Here is a 16,853-nt window from a genome sequence, read left to right as displayed (position 1 = left end):
ACACCGGCCGGTCGCAGGCGCTCGGTATACTGCCGAGGGCATGAAGGGAGTGGACGCATGAGCGACACATCCGATCGCCTGACCCGCGCGCTCTCCCTTCTTGAGCAACTTGAACCGGGCGCGCCCGAACAGGTGCAGGGCAACCTCAACGCGTTCCACCAGGACACCGCAGAGCTCGTTCTCGGATATGCGTTCGCGGACATCGTCGCCCGCGACGGGATCGATCTCAAGGCTCGGGAGATGCTGACGGTTGCGATGCTCGCAGCTATGGGCACAGCGCAGGGGCAACTCGAGTTCCACATGCGCGCGGCGATGAACACCGACGTGAGCCGGGAGGAGATCGTCGAGATCGTTCTGCAAGCCTCTGTCTACGCCGGTGTGCCCGCCTGCATGAACGCGATCACCGCGGCCAAGAAGGCGTTTGAGGCGGTCGAGCAGAGCGACCGCTAGCTGTCTTCGGCAGCTTTCATCAGCTTGAACAGAGCGGCGTCCAGTTGGGCGATCTCGTCCGACGACAGGACGGTCAGAAGCGATTTTTGCGTTTCCACGTGATCGGCCAGCGCAGCGTCGATCAACTTGTGCCCCTCGTCGGTCAGTTCGACCACCGCGCGGCGCGCATCTCTCGCGTCCGACCGCCGCGTAACAAGGCCAGCCTTGGCGAGCTGGTCGACCCGGTTCGTCATCGTCCCGGAGGTGATCATCATGGAGGACATCAGCTCGCCGGGCGAGAGTGCGTGAGGCGGCGGAGACCGGCGCAAAGTCGCAAGCACATCAAAGCCCGCTGCGTTCAGCCCGTGCCGGGCGAAGGTCTCCCCCATACGCCGGGTAAGGTGATGGAAGACACGCGAAAGGCGGCCGATCGGACCCATAGCGGAGGTATCCAGATCGGGCCGCGCGGTGGCCCACTGTTTCAGAATTCGATCGACAGCATCCATGCGGTGGACAGTAGAAAGGGGGATATCTTGACGTCAAGACAAATACGTTTGTCTTGACGTCAAGATAATGCCGTGGAGTCCCCTATGCCTCGATCGCTTGATGTCCTTCTGACCGCGCTCGCCCCCACAATGTGGGGCAGCACCTACATCGTCACGACCGAGCTTCTGCCAGAAGGTTATCCGATCACGGCCGCCATGCTCAGAGCGTTGCCGGCCGGTCTCTTGCTGCTCCTGGTAGTCCGCTCGCTTCCACATGGGCGGTGGATCGTCCGTGCCCTCGTTCTCGGTGCGCTGAATTTTTCCGTGTTCTGGTGGCTTCTATTCGTCTCGGCCTACCGCCTGCCGGGAGGGGTCGCGGCGACGATCGGTGCCGTTCAGCCCCTGATCGTACTCGTGCTGGCACGCCACATGATGAAGCAGCCGATAGCCAGAACCGGACTGATCGCGGGCATCGTGGGCGTCGTAGGCGTCGGCCTTCTCGTTCTCACGCCGGAGGCGGCACTGGATACCGTGGGCATCTTTGCCGCGCTTGGCGGGGCAAGCTCCATGGCGCTCGGTACAGTTCTGACGAAGACATGGCAGCCCCCGGTCTCACCGCTCACTCTCACCGCGTGGCAGCTCACTGCGGGGGGCATCCTTCTGCTTCCCGCCGCCCTGATGTTCGAGCCGCCACTGCCACCACTCTCGGTGTCCAACGTGGCCGGCTTCGCCTATCTCGGACTCGTCGGCGGGGCGATGACCTACATTCTCTGGTTCCGGGGGATCGCGTTGCTCGGGCCTTCGGCCGTTTCCCCCCTCGGGCGACTGAGCCCCGTTGCGGCGGTCCTGCTAGGCTGGTTCATTTTGGACCAGACGCTCAACCCGCTTCAATCGTTTGGCATGGTCCTTGCGATCGCCAGTGCGTGGTTCGGGCAGAGGTCTCAGAAAACGCAGCCTGAGACAGCTGCGCCGCCGCAGCGGGCCTAGTAGACGAGGCAAATCTATCATATCGATTAAGAGTTTGACGTCAGAGGTGTCGATCTGAGAGCGCTTTTGTACATTGTAATTCTTTGAGAATTTCTGAAACCAAAGCTTTCATAGAACCGCGTGAGACCCTGAGTACGTTCGGCTTCCGGCGTGATCACCAGAATTATCTCAGAGGCTCCCTTATCATCCGCCCATTGCAGGACGCGTTTCATTAGCGTTCTCGCAACGCCCAATCCGCGAAATCTTGGTGCGACGTACAGGTCTTCGACCTCGGCGGCGCCGCCAAACTCCACCCCGAAGGTGAGGCTTCCGGATACCATGCCCACGATGCCCGTGTCCGCCTCGGCAACGAAGAAACATGCGCGATCGTCTCGCAGCATACGATCTAGGTTTGTCCTGATGGCCGCGGGTTCGACGGAAATCCCGTCTTCTGCGAAGAAAGCCTCAAAGAGCGGTGTGAGCGTGTCGAGGTCCTGGAACTCCGCCGTGCGGATCTTGACCTCAGGCAGGCTTGCCTCGGTGACTCCTGGCTGGTCAGGGCGTGTCATGCGACTCTCACTAGGTCGCCTCGACTATGAGCTTTGCGGCGATGGTCCACATCAGCAGGCCGACCAGCAGGTCCAGAATGCGCCAGGCTCGGGCGCTGGCAAACACGGGCCGGAGGATGCGGGCTCCGTAGCCGAGAGCGAAGAAGAATGTGAAAGAGGCTGTAGCCGCGCCGAGGGCAAAAGCCGTTTCTTCGCCGGGATAGCCCGTAGAGACCGCGCCGAGGAAGATTACCGTGTCGAGATAGACATGCGGGTTGAGCCAGGTCAGCGCGAGACAGATGCCGAGCGTTGCCAGTAGGCTTGATTGACCCTGCTCGCCCAGAGTGAGGGCAGACGTGGAATTCGCGGCACTCCAGAGGCTCCGCGCGCCATAGAGGATCAGGAACCCGGTACCCAGTGCGAGAAACACCGGTTCGATCCACTCGGTTCTGGCGACTACCGCTTGAAACCCGCCGACGCCAAGCGTGATCAGGATCGCGTCCGAGATCGCGCAGGTCAAACAAACGGCGGCCACGTGCTCACCGCGTAGGCCCTGCCGGAGCACGAAGGCGTTCTGCGATCCGATAGCCAAGATGAGCGTCAGGCCGATGCCAAACCCCGAAAGAGCGGCGGTCATCGTGCCGCGCTAGCGAATTCGCGCCGACCTCGGGTAGGAGCACGGTCCTGTCCGACTCTGGCTCGGGAAACCGCGTATGAGGCACGTCGATCCAATCGCTGCTGTCTCAGGCAAGGCTGCATTCGCTGTCTTCCGTCCGATTGATCGTCGCTGGCGGATTAGCGGTTCCTGATCATGAAATCGAATGAGGACTTGTCACGCAGCCTGAGCTGAATTCAGGATGCTGCGGCGAACGGGACGAGTTTTCAGCATGATCGACTACCCTGCCTTCGAGGCTGTCTACGCCATCTGTTTGGAAGGCTCCTTCGACAGGGCTGCGGCACGGCTCGGCATCACGCCGTCCGCTGTCTCGCATCGAGTCAAGGCGCTCGAGGAGCGCACCGGGGCCGCGCTGATCGTTCGCGGAGCCCCCTGCCATGCGACGGAGGTCGGGCGGCGTGTTTGTCGGCACGTGGAGCGGATACAGCTCCTCGAGATGGATCTTGGTGCGACCCACCCTGCGCTGGCAGCTGGAAACGGTGGCGACCAACAGGCGCGGGCGCGTGTCGTCGTGAATGCCGACAGCCTGGCGACATGGTGCATGCCGGCGCTCGCACGGTTCACGACCCGCACCGGTGTCCTTCTCGACATCGCCATCGAGGATCAGGACCATGCCAAAGATTGGCTTGTGAGGGGAGAGACTGACGCCGCTGTGACCGCAAACGCGGATCCGGCCGTCGGCTGTGACATCCAGCCGCTCGGCGCGCTCAGGTACCGTGCGACGGCAAGCCCTGACTTCATGGCGCGGCACTTTTCGGACGGCGTGACAGCAGAGGTGCTGGCCGCGGCGCCGTGCCTGGTCTTCGACCGGAAGGACGCGTTGCAGAACCGATGGCTGGCGGATCAGGTCGGGCATCCGGTTCAGCCACCCGTTCACCGCCTTCCCTCATCGGCAGCCTTCGTGGACGCCGCTCTCTGCGGCATGGGCTGGGGGATGAACCCGGAGCCCCTCGTGGCGGAACATCTCGCGGCGGGCTCACTTGTCGACGTGGTTCCGGGCAGGGGCGTGGACATCCCGCTCTATTGGCAGATCAGTCGCCTGACCGCCGATCTTCTGACCGAGTTGTCCGGCAGCATTCGGCGGGTTGCTCGAGATGCGCTATGGTGACCTTCGATTATCGTAAACGCCTCTTCGGTCGTGGGATGCTTAAGATGGTTTTGCCCTTCACCAAGAGCTGCCGATGCGAAGAACAGAACAGCTTGGACGGATGGGACGATCGGCATGATACGTGTAGCTGAGGCAGCGGACGAGCCGCGCATTCGGGCCTGCGCCGAGGCAGCATATACGCGGTACGTGTCGGTGATCGGCCGAAGACCCGCCCCGATGGATGCCGATTACGCGTCGCAGATCGAGGCTGGGCACGTCCACGTCGCTGTGGACCTGGAAAACAACATTCTGGGCTTCGTGGTCTTCTACGAGGACCAGGGGAACGTCATTCTGGAAAACGTGGCGGTCTTTCCAGACGCCGCCGGTCGCGGCGTCGGCAAGGAGCTCATTCGGTTCTGCGAGATGGAAGCCCGGCAGCGTGGCGCGCGCACGGTGCGCCTCTATACCAACGAGAAGATGACCGAGAACCTGTCGATCTATCCACGCCTCGGCTACGTGGAGACTGGTCGCCAGTCCGAAGACGGCTTTAATCGCGTGTATTTGGAGAAGCCGCTCTCCTGACCGGATGAACTTCGGGCGCTTCCGCCGGACCCTGCAAGTGCCTGGGAGCAGGCTCTGATCCGGAGCGGGGGGCCCATTCCAGGCTTTCCGAACCCGCGTCACTGGTTGAGGTCGAGGGACCTCTGTGCATCCATCAGATTCTAAGTTGGCGGCATCATCACGCGTCGTGCTATGTTCCCGGGCGGTAAGCTGCCCCGCCGTGTGATGTCGGTGGTCCTTGGTCATCAGCTCCTTGGGTGACCGTGCAATCGCACGGGTGCCCGCATGTCCAACTCTGCGTCGTCCTCCACGACCGTCACGGCTTTTTCTATCGTCCGAACGGCTCTTTCGATCGGCGCATTCTACCTGACCGAAATCCTCGTCGGGCTGACCGATCTCGCAGTGGTCGGAGCGCTTGGCACCACCCCCCTTGCCGCAGTGGGACTGGCCAAGACGATCCTGTTGTCCGTCATGGTGGTCGGCTTTGCGGTTCTCTCGATCGGCACGGTCCTGATGGCCGAACGATCCGATCCCGAAACTTGTGGCCGGGTGGTGGTCGCCTCGATCCTCGTGGCGGTGCCTTTGGTCGTAATGGCCATCTGCATCGCTTGGGGCGCGAACCCGATCCTCGCCGCCAGCGGATATGACGCCGACCTGGTCGCGGACTTCGATGCCTATGCCACGGTGTTCGCCTGGGCGCTCGTGCCGGCGTTTCTCTTTGCGGCCCTGAAGAATGTCCTGAATGCCGTGGGCCGCACGGTTGCCGTTGCCTGGTTCTCCGTCGGTATCGTCCTCGGGAACCTCGCCCTCAGCATCGTCCTCGTCCATGGGCTTTGGGCGTGGGAAGGCCTCGGCGTAGCCGGTGCCGCCTGGGCCACGGTCGCGGTCAACGGGGCCGCCGCGTTAGGTCTGCTGATCCATGTCCAGAGGTCCGGGTTCGTGCGCTTTGGTGCCATCCGGGCGCAAGAGGTCTGCCGAAGTGCGGGTGAGATCATCCGTCTCGGATGGGCTGCCGGCGCGCAGCAGGCCCTCGAAAGCGTCCTGTTCGTGGTCGTCCTCTATCTTCTGGGTCTGCACTCCGTCCTCTGGCTGGCGGCGGGGACCGTTGTCTTTGCGGTGATGGAATTGAACTACGCCGCAAGCGGAGCCGTGGGCGAAGTATTGGCAGCTCGGCTCGCCGCCGCCCGAGCTGCTGGTGGAGACCTTCGGCGATTGCTCAATATAGGCGTAGGCGTGTCCGGACTTGCCGCGGCGAGCCTCGCATTGATGGTTGGCGTCTTCACGGAGTCGGCGGTGGCGCTGTTCTCGGGAGCCGAGACGTCCCCGGACGGACGGGCCTTGATGTCGCAGGTCCTGCGCTGGACCGCGCCAATCTTCCTCTTCGACGCATGGCAAATCGTTTTCATGCACGCGCTACGCGGGTTGCGGCGAACCGTACTGCCTATGGTGCTCAGTACGACATGCTACTGGGCTGTCGGTCTGGGCGGGGGACTCGTTTTGGCTGAACTGGCGGGTCTCGGCGCACCCGGCATCTGGACGGGGTTCTGCGGCGGATTGACCTCCGCGGCCATACTGCTTGGCGCGATGGCGTTCAACTGTTCGGAGCTTATACGCCGCGCAGAGTGAAGTGGAGATAGAAAGGCTATCGCAGGATGCAGGCTGCGGCGCTGTATCTCGGCGTAAGTCGATCACAAGCCCGCATAGACGTGGCGATGCAAAGTCTCAGGCGCAGGACGCGAGCTGATAAGTGGGACAAGAAACCCGTCGGGGTCGCGGAGGTTATAGCTTGACCGAAAGACGGAGTTATTCATGCCTCTGGAATTCCTCGCCATCGTTCTGATGGTCGTTCTCATCCCCGGCGTCGACCAGCTGATGGTGCTGCGGAATACATTGGCGAAGGGGCGTGTCGCCGGTTTGGCGACCGCCATCGGAATCGGTACGGCGTCGTCTGTTCAGGCTCTTCTTGCCTCCCTCGGCATTGGGGCTGTGATCGTCGCATCGCAGCCCGTCTTTGAGACAATCAGATGGCTTGGTGTCGCATACCTGCTATGGATGGGTTTCAGTTCGCTGATATCGGCGGTTCGCGGGGACTATGGCGACGCACCCGAGAGGTCGGCACAAGGCCCACTCCTGGGCTTTCGGGACGGCGTCCTGTGTAACATCACCAACCCGAAGATGCTCGTGTTCTATCTCGCCCTCTTGCCGCAGTTCGTCGGCTCGACAGCGCCCGTAGTGCAGTGGGTTCTCTTCTCAATGATGGTGCCCCTGCTCGGCACGCTGTTCCTGATCACCCTGACGCTTCTGATCGACTTCGCCCGCCGCATTCTGCTCAAACGGATCGTGCGAAGGACGATCGACGGTGCCACCGGGCTGCTTCTCGTCTCTTTCGGCCTCAGGCTTGCTCGAGAGGCGTAAAAAGTTGAGCCGAAAGTTCGGCCAGCACACAATCGCGCGTTTGGCCTGCCGGACAGGAAAACAGCAACAGCTCTGTCCGCGACGGCGGTCAGACCTTACTTGATCCTTGCATATTTCAGGCAGTCTCGGGGATGCGGGAAGCGGAACGGTATACATGTCCTCGAAAGATGCGACCTAGCGGGCCACTGCCTCGTTTCCGAACATCGCCACGTACTCCGCGACGTTGACACCGTAGCGGCGCTGGAAAGCACGGCGCATGCGCTGGAGGTCGCCGAACCCGGCCTCGCGGGCGATCCGCTTCAATGGCAGTTCCGCGTCCAGAAGGCCGCGGGCGTGGTCGATGCGCACCCGCTCGACAAAGCGGGTAGGGGAGGTCGCGAGATGGGCCTGGAAATGGCGCGTGAGCGTGCGGGGGTTCATCCCGGCCTCCTTGGCCATGTCATCGAGCCTCCATCGGCGCGCGGGTTCGCTTATGACGGTCTCGATCAGGTGCGAGACGCCGTGCCCGCCCGCAATCTGTCCGGCAAGATGCATGGCGTATTGGCTCTGCCCGCCCGTGCGCCTCAACTGGACGACCAGCTCGCGCGCGACCGTCAGAGCGGTCCGGTGACCCCCGTCCTCGCGAATGATCGCGAGCGCCAAGTCGATGCCGGTCGTCACGCCTGCGGACGTAAAGACCCGCTCGCCGGATACAGCGATCCGGTCAAGATTCCACTCGATGTGGGGGAAGCGGCGGGTGTCCGGTTCGCGCGACCAGTGGGTTGTAGCCATGCGCCCGTCGAGAACGCCGGCAGCGGCCAGCACAAGCGCTCCCGAACATACCGAGATTATCCGCGCGTCGCCTTCGGATGCGATCCGCGACCGTAGCGCTTCGAGGACCTGCTCGTCGGACAGCAGGGCATCGACGCCAGAACCGCCCGGGACGAGAATGTCCCGCCCGGCGCCGTCTGTGGCGAGTACGTCATCTGCTCCGAGTCTCAGACCGCAGGACGAACGCACCGATCCGCCGTCGACCGAAACGTAGCGCAGCTCGTACAGGCGCCGGCCATCGACCCGCGCGACGTCGAACGCCTGCACGGGGCCGGAGACGTCGAGCGCGTTGACGCCGTCGTAGAGCAACACGTCGATGGCGCGGGTTCTGAGCGGGGTGTCCATAATCGATGTCGAATTGTCGTTCTGGACAGCTAGTCCATTGGTAAGGAGGAGGCAACGTCAAGCAACCTCCGGCCCACAATGTCCGCCCCTGCGCCCATCGACCCACCTATCTCAGCGCGATCGAACGCGAACTTCATCGGTCTGCTGGCGGCGAACACGATCCTCACCGCCGCCATGCCCATGCTCATCATCCTTGGCGGGCTGGCCGGACTGTTGCTTGCGCCGTCCACCGCCCTTGCGACCCTGCCGCCCTCCGTCCAGACATTCGCCGGGCTTGTCGCCACCGGTCCGCTGTCTCTGCTCATGGGGCGCTACGGGCGGAGGGTGGGGTTTGTGGTCGGCGGCGCGCTCGCCATCGCAGGTGGGTTCGCCGGAGCGCTCGCTCTCGTCTGGTCGAGCTTCGCGCTGCTGCTCACCGCACACCTCGCGTTTGGCGCGGCTCTCGCGTGCTACCTCTACTTCCGCTTCGCCGCCGCCGAAGTGGTGACCGAGAGCTGGCGGCCGGTCGCGATCTCGCTCGTGCTGACATCAGGGCTGATCGCGGCCTTCGTCGGGCCGCAGGTGTTCATCTGGACCAAGGACTTGTTCGCACCGACGCCGTTGGCGGGCGCATATGCGGCGATCTGCGGGATTACGCTGATCGGCTTGCTGCCGCTCGCCTTTGTCCGCGTACCCCGCGCGACCGTGCCGGCGAGCCGGCCCCGCCTTGATGGCCAGGCGTTGCTTGCGATCCTGCGCCGCGGCCCCGTGCTCATGGCGGTGATCGCGGGCGCGGTGTCGCAAGGGATCATGGTGCTGCTGATGGCACCCACGCCCCTCGCCATGACAGGGGCGGGCTATTCGGAGGCGGTGGCGGGTGACGTTGTGCGCTGGCATGTGATCGCGATGTTTGCGCCAAGCTTCTTCACCGGCGTCGTCATCAAGCGCGTCGGCACTGTGCCTGTCGTTGTCACGGGACTGCTGCTGCTCTCCGCCTCGTCGCTGCTGGCCGCGAGCGGCATGTCCGCGCATCACTTCTACGGCGCGCTGATCGTGCTGGGGATCGGCTGGAACTTTGGCTTCATCGGGGCCACAGCGATGCTCGCGAGCGCGGTGTCGGCCGACGAGCGCGCCATCGTGCAAGGCACGAACGACACGTTGATCGCGCTGGCAGCTACGATCTGCGTGTTCGCCTCGGGCGCCATCGTGGTCGAGTTCGGCTGGACGATCCTCGCGCTCGCCGGTCTCCCGGTCCTGGCCGTCGCGCTGCTTTGGGTGCTCTTGCTGGGACGGCAACCCTCAGACCTGCGACGTAAGACCTTCCGGTAGCCTGTGAAGCCGGTTTAGGCGATGCTTGGTGCGCAAAGAGCCGCTCGATTTTCCGAGACGCTCTCGCGCAGGAAACTGAGTCAGTGCGGCTAATGGCAGCCGCGATTTTGAGGCGGCCATCCGCTTCGCGAAGCTGGCATCGGAATTCCTCGGGCAGTGGACACACGAGCCGCAGAGCAGCGAGGAATCCTTCGCCGCCCTCTACGGGCTCCTGCTGGAGGCCGGCGTGCCGCTGACGCTGCCGAAATCGGAGGGGGACGGCGCGGCCTCCGCATGATCGCAGAGCTCATGCAGACCCGACACTCGTAAACCGCAGGGCGCTCACCACCTTCTACATCAACCGTACATGCATTATAAATACAGAACCCTATCGGCTTCTGTCTCTTATTTGGAGTGCAAAATCCGGAAAATGCGGGTAAATCAGGTCGGCAAATAGTTCGCTTGTCTGGCAAGTTTCCGCGGTTTCGGGGAAGCTTCGCTCTGAAAGAAGCCGATTTCCATCGAGAATGAGTTTCTCGGTCGCGTTGATCCCGTCAGTCAGGTCGAGCCTTTCAGGACCAGGGGTATCGCAATCTCTGTCTGAAATCGCTCCATCGGGCAGGGTGGTATTGCACAGAAGCGCTCCCTCCAGGAGATTTCCGTCGATCGTCGCGTCTATCAAATAGGCATCAGTGAAATTGACCGACTTGTCCGGCATGACGCCAAGGCCTGCCATTATGCCCCTCCTCCTTTCGAACACTGCGTTCGAGAAATCCGCGGCGGCAAGGCCCGAGCCGGAAAAGTTCACGTCAAAAAGCCTTGCGCCCTGAAAGTTCGCTCCCGCAAGGCCTGAATTCATGAAGTAAGAGGAGCGAATGGTGGCACCTGCAAAACTTGCCGACTGAAAGTTACCGCGAAGAAGGCTCAAGGATTCTATATCGGAATTCGAGAAATCGATCTCCCGTGACATGACACATCCGAAATTTATTCCATCCAGAGTAGAGCCTCTGAAAGACGTGGCGACGGCACTGAGGTAACCTATCCTCAGTCCCTCCGCTTTCAGGTCCTCGAACCTGGCAAAACTCAAATCAACGCTTGAAAAACTTACGTTTCTAAAAAAAGACCCCCGGAAGTCCGAGTGCGATAGATCGAAGTCACCGAGAACCGCGTCGGATACATGCGCGTTTTCGGCCTTGAGCGCCACGGTGTCTACCGAGTAGTCGCTGAGGATTGTCATTGCGCTCGTCCGCCCGTAGCCGGAGGCAAGCTGACTGACCGCGCGATTTATTCTGTCGTCTTTCCTGGCCTCACGCTCGCCAAAGTAGCCGACAACACCTACGAGGAGGCCTGCAACGCCAAGAAGAACTCCCCACGCTTCAATCCGCTGAACGACGGAGTCAATTCGAGAGACTCTCTCTAAAATGGCTTGCCGGATCCTCATGATCGGGGCGAACATTCTGGCGCGAAGGTCGAGTTCATTCGCGCCTTCCGATGCACACTTCCTGTTGGCACATGTCCACCCCCACACCAATGCAACTCATGAATGTCGACTGCGATCACCCTTATCCAGAGCGGGCCCCGGATCAAGCGCCTCGCAAAGCAGCTGGCGTCCAGCGACCGGGACCACCGGCCGCCCGGCAGACCCTGCCATCTCAGGCCCCGCAAGGCCGCTCGGCCGTAGACGGACCGGTCGGGCCTGCGCTTGTGGAGGTCTTTCGGGTGATGTTCAGGCGGGTCATCCGCGGGTGCGCAGGCGGCGCAGCAGGATCGTCTCGTCGATCTCATTCTGCGCCCTGCGCCCTGCGCCCTGCGGTCGCGATCGCGGCGCGTTTGCGCCCGGGCATCACGCTCGAGTGCTTCGGACGATCGCGCATCGCGGTAGCGGGCAAGGACCTGGTCCCGCTGCGTCTCGATCCGCTCGGCAAGCGTATCGAGCTCGTCCGAAATGCGCTGGCTCTCCCGGCGCATCATGGAGAGGAAGTGGGCGCGGTACGGCATGGCTTCGATCATCGTGACGCAGGCCGACTCGCGCCGGCTCGCCTCGAGTGCGGCGCGCTCGTCTTCCAGCCGGATCGCCTCATCCTGCAGGGCGACGAGCTCGCCCGCCTGCGCCTCCATCTCCTGGCTGTGCAGGCGCGCAAGCAGCGCGTAGGTGGCCTCGCGGGATGCCATCACTCCTTCGCGGCGCCCCGCTGCAGCTCGTTGACCTGGTCGAAGGTCGGCCGCAGCCGCTCTGGGATGTTGCCCCGTCCGATCTCGATGCAGATCTGCGGCGGGTGCTGCTGCGTGACCGCCACGACAACGTCCCGGATGACTTTCGAGAAGCAGAAATCGACCTCCTCGATCGCCTTCACCCGCTCGGCGATGGGCTGCACGACGCAATATGCCAGGAACACGCCGAGGAAAGTGCCGACAAGGGCGCCGCCGATCATCGTGCCGAGGATCTCACGTCGATGCGCCCCCCCCCCCTCAGGGACCGCGTTGATGAGCGTGTCCATCATTTCGGCGATAGAGGTTAGGAACCTGGCATTGGCCGTGTAGCTTTGTTCGACGCCGCGCACCACAAGGCATGACCGAAGTTTGCGAAAAAAGATAATATGAAAGCCTAATGGCAAGGCGGGCCCTTTGTCTTTCCCGCTTGATTTGCGCCGGGATCCGCAAGACGGTCGGACCGGGATCTGTAGCGAGGGACGCCATGGCCGGTTTTCTGCGAAAGCTCTTCGGCTGGCCCGGCAGGGCCGATCCGGCCGGTGGGCGCGCCGAGCCGGGGATGACCGCCGCGCGCGCAGATGCGTCCTCCTCCAGCGACGCCGGGCGCGGGTCTGACCCGGGAGCGGGACACGGACGGGTGCAGATACCCGGCATGCCCAGTCCGGCTTATTTCGAAATCCTGCAGGCGTTCACCCTCTCCGTCGGCAGCCAGGATTACGCGAACGCGGCCGCCCTGGTGCGGGACAGCCTCTCCGAGATCAGGCAGTGGGCCCGGTCGGCCCGTCGCGCCAAGCCGGACGTTGTCCCGCGATTTCCGACCTTGCAGCAGGGCGGGACGATGCTGGCGATCATGCGCGACGAAGAGGGGCTCGGCGAGATGCGCAAGCTGGTCCGAGACTTCGAAATCCTCGAGGAGTACCGGACCGACATCGATCGTCATGACCGGGACCTGGTTGTCTTCGAGCGGATCAGGCAAGTCGTTTCTTCCAAACCGGGCATGCTACAGAACAAGCTGAAAGACGAGCAGGGGATCTGGGATGCCCGCAGGGCCAGCCAGCTGGTCGCGTATCTCGAGAAGGCCGGAGAGATCCGAAGGGCGCCGAGCGGCAAGACGCATGCGCTCTACCCGGCGGGCGCGGAGATGCCGCCCGAGGCGGAAGCTGCCATCTACCGCGAGCCCGAGGCTCCGGGCAGCCACAGGCGTGAGCGCCGTGCCGCCAGGCCGCGCGAGCTCGACCCGCAGCGGATCTCCATCGTGCCGCTTCCGCCCTCTCCGAGCGCCTGGAAGAACCCGCCGGGTCTTCCCCGGACCGAGGAGGCCTTTTCGGATCCCGCGGGGGCCTGGAGCGAGATCACGGTCGAGCCGATCGCCAAGGCCGACCGGCCGGACCCGGCCTTCCGGCGTGACTTCACTACCGCCGGCGGGACGATATCCGTCGACGATCTCGGGAAGTCGGACGCGGCGCATGGCGCGCCGGGCGCGGTCCGGTTCTCTGACGGGGCAGGCGCTGCGCGCGTGACCACCGCGCTTCGCCGGGACGTCTACCGGATGGCTGTCCATCCGGACGGAGATGGCTTCGCGGGGCTCTCGAAGAGCAACGTGCTGACCGTCTACGACGGCGACGGGCGGGTCGATTTCGAGACCGACCTGTCTCTTGCGCCCGAGGTGGCGGCAAACCGGGACCGTCTCGGCCTGGCGTTCGAAGGGCTCCACCGGGAGTTGCGCTGCGTTGCGCTCACCCCGGACCGCGATCGGTATCTCTTCACGCATGTGGACGAGGCCTGGTGCGTGACGCGCGGCGGCGAGCTTCTCTGGGGTGTTCGGATGCCGGCGAGCGAGCCGGAACCGATCAGGATCGATATGGGGATCGGGACGTCGCGGGAGATCGGCGATGCGCTCGAGACGCTCGGGCTCGAGATGCCGGTCAGCCCCGATGAGATCCGCACCCGTTATCGCCAGCTGGTCCGCGAGCTTCACCCGGATCGCAATCCGGGTAACGCGACGGCCGAGGAGCGGATGAAATCGGTCAACGTCGCGGCAGAGCTGCTGACCGGGCTCGATGCCGGGACGCTCGACGGCCGCGATACGGGAGGCGAAAGCTTCGAGATCGTCATCAGCATGGGCCCCGCCGCGCAGGCGGACTGGATCTATGCGGCAACCTTCTCCGGTTCCGGAGAGACCGCGCTTCTCGGCTCCTATTCGGGTCATGTCGTCCGGGTCGATCGCAGCGGACGGCCGGTCACCATCTACGACACCGGGTCGGTGCCGATCCGGATCGTCGAGGCGGAGACCTATCTCTACGTGATGACCGCGACCCGTCTCTACGTGCTCGACGGGGACAAGCTTGTGGCGCTCGAGGATTGTTCCGGTCAGAGCGACCTGCTGGTGTCCGGCGATCGGGTGCTGCTGGTCGAGCCGCGCGGGGTCCGGGTTTTCACCGCGGACGGGCGCCGCCTCGGCGTGGCCCTGACCAAGGCGCCGCTGCGCCGGGCCCATTTCGACGGCGACGACCTGGTGCTCGAGACCCGAACGCAACGCGCGCGGTACCGGGGCCTCGCGGAGCCCGCGTCACGCTCGCCCCGGGGCTCGGTCGCGACCCGCTCACCGGACGTCCCCTTAGAGTGACCCCGGAAAGTCACAGGTTGCCTGAAACGTTACTCACCAGCACGCAAACCGGCCACGGAAGCGACCAACGTGAAGTTCAGATCTGCGCAGCGATGATGGTAAAAGTATAGGGCTTTGTGAGCCTCTTATGGTGAGTAGGGGTCTTCTCATGGGGGCGCACTGAACGACCTTGCTCTTGAGCTTGACGAAAAGTCAGCGGCCTTCCGCAGTAGCTTTCCGGAATCGATAGCAACGGCGCTGGCCGACCTGGTCAGTTCGATGGATTGCTACTTCTCGAACTTGATCGAGGGGGCACAACGCGCATGCGGTTGATATTGAAAGGGCTCTTGCGGGCGACTACAGCGCCGTTCCCAAAATGCGCGACCTTCAGTTGGAAGCCAATGCGCATATTGCCGTCCGGAACTGGATCAACGATCATGGCTTGAGAAATTCATCCTTGATCCAATCCACCGAATGCCGGGACTGAACACCGATGATAGTTATCCGGCCCGTTCGCTGATAAGAACTTGGAGCGATCCGTTATTGTTTATTACTTCAACCCTAACGATGATACCGTATCCACCGTTTCTGAAGACTGCGGTGGGTAGATGTTCATTTCCCGGCTTTATACGACAGTTCGAGGCGATCCGCGACAGCATTGCCCTATCGGCAAAGATTGGATCGGGATCATCAACTGGTCCGCGCTTGCCAAAGCGGTGATAGTTTGCGCGGTCTTGCTGAACCGCGGCGCACACGCTGCCTAGGGGCTGACCCTTAGAATTAACGAGGTCGTGTGGGTCAAGCCGTGCGTCGTATACCGCAATGACCTCTTGAGCGGTTGCCGGAAGAGAAAGGGTCATCATGGCTAGGCAAGTAAGAAAGATGCCTCGCATCTCCTAAATCCTTAGAACCATTCTGCCGTGCCAACGCGGGGCAGATCCTTCTAAGTGTCATGAAGCGTCTCATGCCAGTCAAGTATTTTTAATTTCAGCTCAGTCATTGATCAGCATTGACCAGGCAGATGCTTCTACACATAGAAAGGCCGCAGGCGGACCTCTGCCGGGCTTTCGAGACGGCGTCGTTTGGACGTGGCGGCACGTCATCATCGGAAAAGGGCAGGAATACTCTTTCCGGCAGAACGGGTTCATCTGAGTCGGTCGGCAGGGCCGCTTGCAAGGGTGTCTATTGTCGCCTCCAGGATGCTCAGAACGCCGCCTGGAAGTCCGCGAACCGCGCAGCCAGTCGGTCCCGGTCGGGATAATCCCGCGACCGGGCTGGCAGGTGGATCAAATCACCGTGCAGTTCTTTCATGGCCTCGAGTACGGGCCCGTCGTTTTCCTCCATGAGCTGGGGCGAGACATGGACCCGGAAATCCGGATCGATCCCGATCAGCTGGCTGTCGAACGCGGAGTGGTGGATCTTCGACATCGGCAGGCCGTTCTGCACGAGGGGCTGGCCGAGAGCCTCGTTTGCGTCCGGCATGATGTGCGCGGCGTCCAGCAATCTGGTCACGGGGAGCCGGGAAAGAGCGCAGCGTCCACCATAGGCGCTCATGACCGCGGCCCGGAATGTTGCCTGATGCAGGCGCTGCTTGACTTGTCTGAGACCGTAACGCCGCTCCACCGCATCTTGTGGCGCGCTTGAAGTATGCTCCTCGCCGAAGACGATGTCAGCCTTGAGCAGGGACGGGTTCCATCCGCTCACGAAGACCGGGGTCAAGGCTTGGTAGTGACCGGGCGCGACACCCAGGAAATAGATGATCGGGATCGCGTTGTCGTATGCCTCCCGAAGCCATCGATTGTCGGCGGCATCGGGATTGTCACCCATGAAGGCGTAATCGACCGTCTCGCTGCCGGCGTAGATCTGCTCGTGGACCCGCCGTTGATCATCGTACCAGACCTTCGCCCCCTTCTTCGGGAAAACGGTCCGGATCGAGAGCAGGTGGCGCATCGATCTGGGTTTGAAGATGCCCCGCTGCGGATTGATGAGCGGAACGCGCTCCCCGCGAAAGCTGAAACCGGCCTTGAGATGTTCGGAGGTGATGAGTCCGTGGCGCTGGACGAGGCCCCGGACATGGCTGAACGCCGCCGCCCTCAGCGCATCATCCATGGACTCATTATCCGGCATGCCGGCGCCTCCAGAGAATTCAGGACCTTACCGTCGCGCGGTTCCGGCCGATCGTCCAGGCAGGTCAGGACTCATCGAGCAGATCGAGCCATGTCCCGACAATCCGTGTGACCTGCGGCCGGGACAGAATGTGGGTCGTCGAGAACTGCCGAACCTCGTGACGCGGGCCGATGAGGACCGCGAGATCCGCGCCCCATGACATCACGTGGTCGTTGGGATTCTTCCGAATCGTTGGTCGGATACGTTCGAAATCGGGTGCCATTTCCCGAAGATGTGCTCCTAACAGGCTGCTGAAAAAGGC

At 62.8% G+C, this 16,853-nt stretch carries 17 protein-coding genes; 8 read left to right on the top strand and 9 right to left on the bottom strand.

From position 1 onward, the window contains the following. Positions 1-57 precede the first annotated feature (57 nt). On the top strand, positions 58-450 hold the full coding sequence (locus OCH239_RS16800) for a carboxymuconolactone decarboxylase family protein (RefSeq protein ID WP_037265192.1): 393 nt from the start codon (positions 58-60) through the stop codon (positions 448-450). Here OCH239_RS16800 and OCH239_RS16795 read toward each other — a convergent pair. Next, positions 447-935: a MarR family winged helix-turn-helix transcriptional regulator gene (locus tag OCH239_RS16795; RefSeq protein WP_037265189.1), complete on the bottom strand. Its 489-nt coding sequence runs from the start codon at positions 933-935 to the stop codon at positions 447-449. The two genes, OCH239_RS16800 and OCH239_RS16795, sit on opposite strands and share 4 nt — an antisense overlap. 84 nt (positions 936-1,019) lie before the next feature. On the opposite strand from OCH239_RS16795, the gene OCH239_RS16790 reads away from it, so the two are divergent. Next, complete coding sequence (locus tag OCH239_RS16790) at positions 1,020-1,901, top strand: EamA family transporter (RefSeq protein WP_037265187.1); 882 nt, start codon at positions 1,020-1,022, stop codon at positions 1,899-1,901. 26 nt (positions 1,902-1,927) lie between these two features. On the opposite strand, the gene OCH239_RS21780 is transcribed toward OCH239_RS16790, so the two are convergent. Beyond that, positions 1,928-2,449 (bottom strand): GNAT family N-acetyltransferase, encoded by a 522-nt coding sequence (locus tag OCH239_RS21780; protein WP_051489554.1) that lies wholly within the window; start codon positions 2,447-2,449, stop codon positions 1,928-1,930. A gap of 10 nt (positions 2,450-2,459) precedes the next feature. Further along, positions 2,460-3,065, bottom strand: a complete 606-nt coding sequence (locus OCH239_RS16780) for a LysE/ArgO family amino acid transporter (protein ID WP_037265183.1) — start codon at positions 3,063-3,065, stop codon at positions 2,460-2,462. Positions 3,066-3,315: 250 nt separating this feature from the next. Between OCH239_RS16780 and OCH239_RS16775 the strand changes: the two genes are divergently transcribed. From OCH239_RS16775 to OCH239_RS16760, 4 genes are all read left to right on the top strand, one after another. Beyond that, positions 3,316-4,212: a LysR family transcriptional regulator ArgP gene (locus OCH239_RS16775; RefSeq protein WP_037265180.1), complete on the top strand. Its 897-nt coding sequence runs from the start codon at positions 3,316-3,318 to the stop codon at positions 4,210-4,212. A gap of 216 nt (positions 4,213-4,428) precedes the next feature. Continuing rightward, a complete protein-coding gene (locus OCH239_RS16770; protein WP_244430381.1) occupies positions 4,429-4,773 on the top strand; it encodes a GNAT family N-acetyltransferase in 345 nt (114 codons plus the stop codon). A 264-nt stretch (positions 4,774-5,037) separates the two neighbouring features. Then, positions 5,038-6,378, top strand: coding sequence for an MATE family efflux transporter (locus tag OCH239_RS16765; RefSeq protein WP_037265175.1), 1,341 nt, complete (start codon positions 5,038-5,040; stop codon positions 6,376-6,378). Between the two features lie 183 nt (positions 6,379-6,561). Continuing rightward, complete coding sequence (locus OCH239_RS16760; RefSeq protein WP_037265173.1) at positions 6,562-7,167, top strand: LysE family translocator; 606 nt, start codon at positions 6,562-6,564, stop codon at positions 7,165-7,167. A 174-nt stretch (positions 7,168-7,341) separates the two neighbouring features. Here the strand turns inward: OCH239_RS16760 and OCH239_RS16755 are convergent, their stop codons facing one another. Further along, positions 7,342-8,322 carry a GlxA family transcriptional regulator gene (locus OCH239_RS16755; protein ID WP_037265171.1) on the bottom strand — a complete coding sequence of 327 codons (981 nt, stop codon included), beginning with the start codon at positions 8,320-8,322 and terminating at the stop codon, positions 7,342-7,344. 174 nt (positions 8,323-8,496) lie between these two features. On the opposite strand from OCH239_RS16755, the gene OCH239_RS16750 reads away from it, so the two are divergent. Then, on the top strand, positions 8,497-9,630 hold the full coding sequence (locus tag OCH239_RS16750) for an MFS transporter (protein ID WP_244430380.1): 1,134 nt from the start codon (positions 8,497-8,499) through the stop codon (positions 9,628-9,630). A 367-nt stretch (positions 9,631-9,997) separates the two neighbouring features. Here the strand turns inward: OCH239_RS16750 and OCH239_RS16745 are convergent, their stop codons facing one another. The 3 genes from OCH239_RS16745 to OCH239_RS16735 are packed head-to-tail and all read right to left on the bottom strand — an operon-like array spanning position 9,998 to position 12,107. Further along, complete coding sequence (locus OCH239_RS16745; RefSeq protein WP_037265168.1) at positions 9,998-11,065, bottom strand: pentapeptide repeat-containing protein; 1,068 nt, start codon at positions 11,063-11,065, stop codon at positions 9,998-10,000. Continuing rightward, the gene (locus OCH239_RS16740) at positions 11,047-11,781 is read right to left on the bottom strand and encodes a hypothetical protein (protein WP_037265167.1); all 735 of its coding nucleotides are present in this window, start codon (positions 11,779-11,781) and stop codon (positions 11,047-11,049) included. The genes OCH239_RS16745 and OCH239_RS16740 overlap by 19 nt, the downstream gene beginning before the upstream one ends. Continuing rightward, on the bottom strand, positions 11,781-12,107 hold the full coding sequence (locus OCH239_RS16735) for a MotA/TolQ/ExbB proton channel family protein (RefSeq protein ID WP_037265166.1): 327 nt from the start codon (positions 12,105-12,107) through the stop codon (positions 11,781-11,783). The genes OCH239_RS16740 and OCH239_RS16735 overlap by 1 nt, the downstream gene beginning before the upstream one ends. Positions 12,108-12,472: 365 nt before the next feature. Here OCH239_RS16735 and OCH239_RS16730 point away from each other — a divergent pair, with 365 nt between their 5' ends. Further along, positions 12,473-14,446, top strand: coding sequence for a J domain-containing protein (locus OCH239_RS16730; RefSeq protein WP_162150011.1), 1,974 nt, complete (start codon positions 12,473-12,475; stop codon positions 14,444-14,446). 1,182 nt (positions 14,447-15,628) lie between these two features. Here OCH239_RS16730 and OCH239_RS16725 read toward each other — a convergent pair. Both OCH239_RS16725 and OCH239_RS23140 read right to left on the bottom strand, forming a co-directional pair. Beyond that, positions 15,629-16,534, bottom strand: a complete 906-nt coding sequence (locus tag OCH239_RS16725) for an HNH endonuclease (protein ID WP_211242009.1) — start codon at positions 16,532-16,534, stop codon at positions 15,629-15,631. An 82-nt stretch (positions 16,535-16,616) separates the two neighbouring features. Then, a partial coding sequence (locus tag OCH239_RS23140) for a hypothetical protein (RefSeq protein ID WP_211242008.1) occupies positions 16,617-16,853 on the bottom strand: 237 nt, incomplete at its 5' end.

The sequence above is a fragment of the Roseivivax halodurans JCM 10272 genome (assembly GCF_000521785.1).
GTDB lineage: Bacteria > Pseudomonadota > Alphaproteobacteria > Rhodobacterales > Rhodobacteraceae > Roseivivax > Roseivivax halodurans.
The sequence above is the reverse complement of the archived record's forward strand: the minus strand, read 5'-3'. Positions and strand labels throughout refer to the sequence as shown.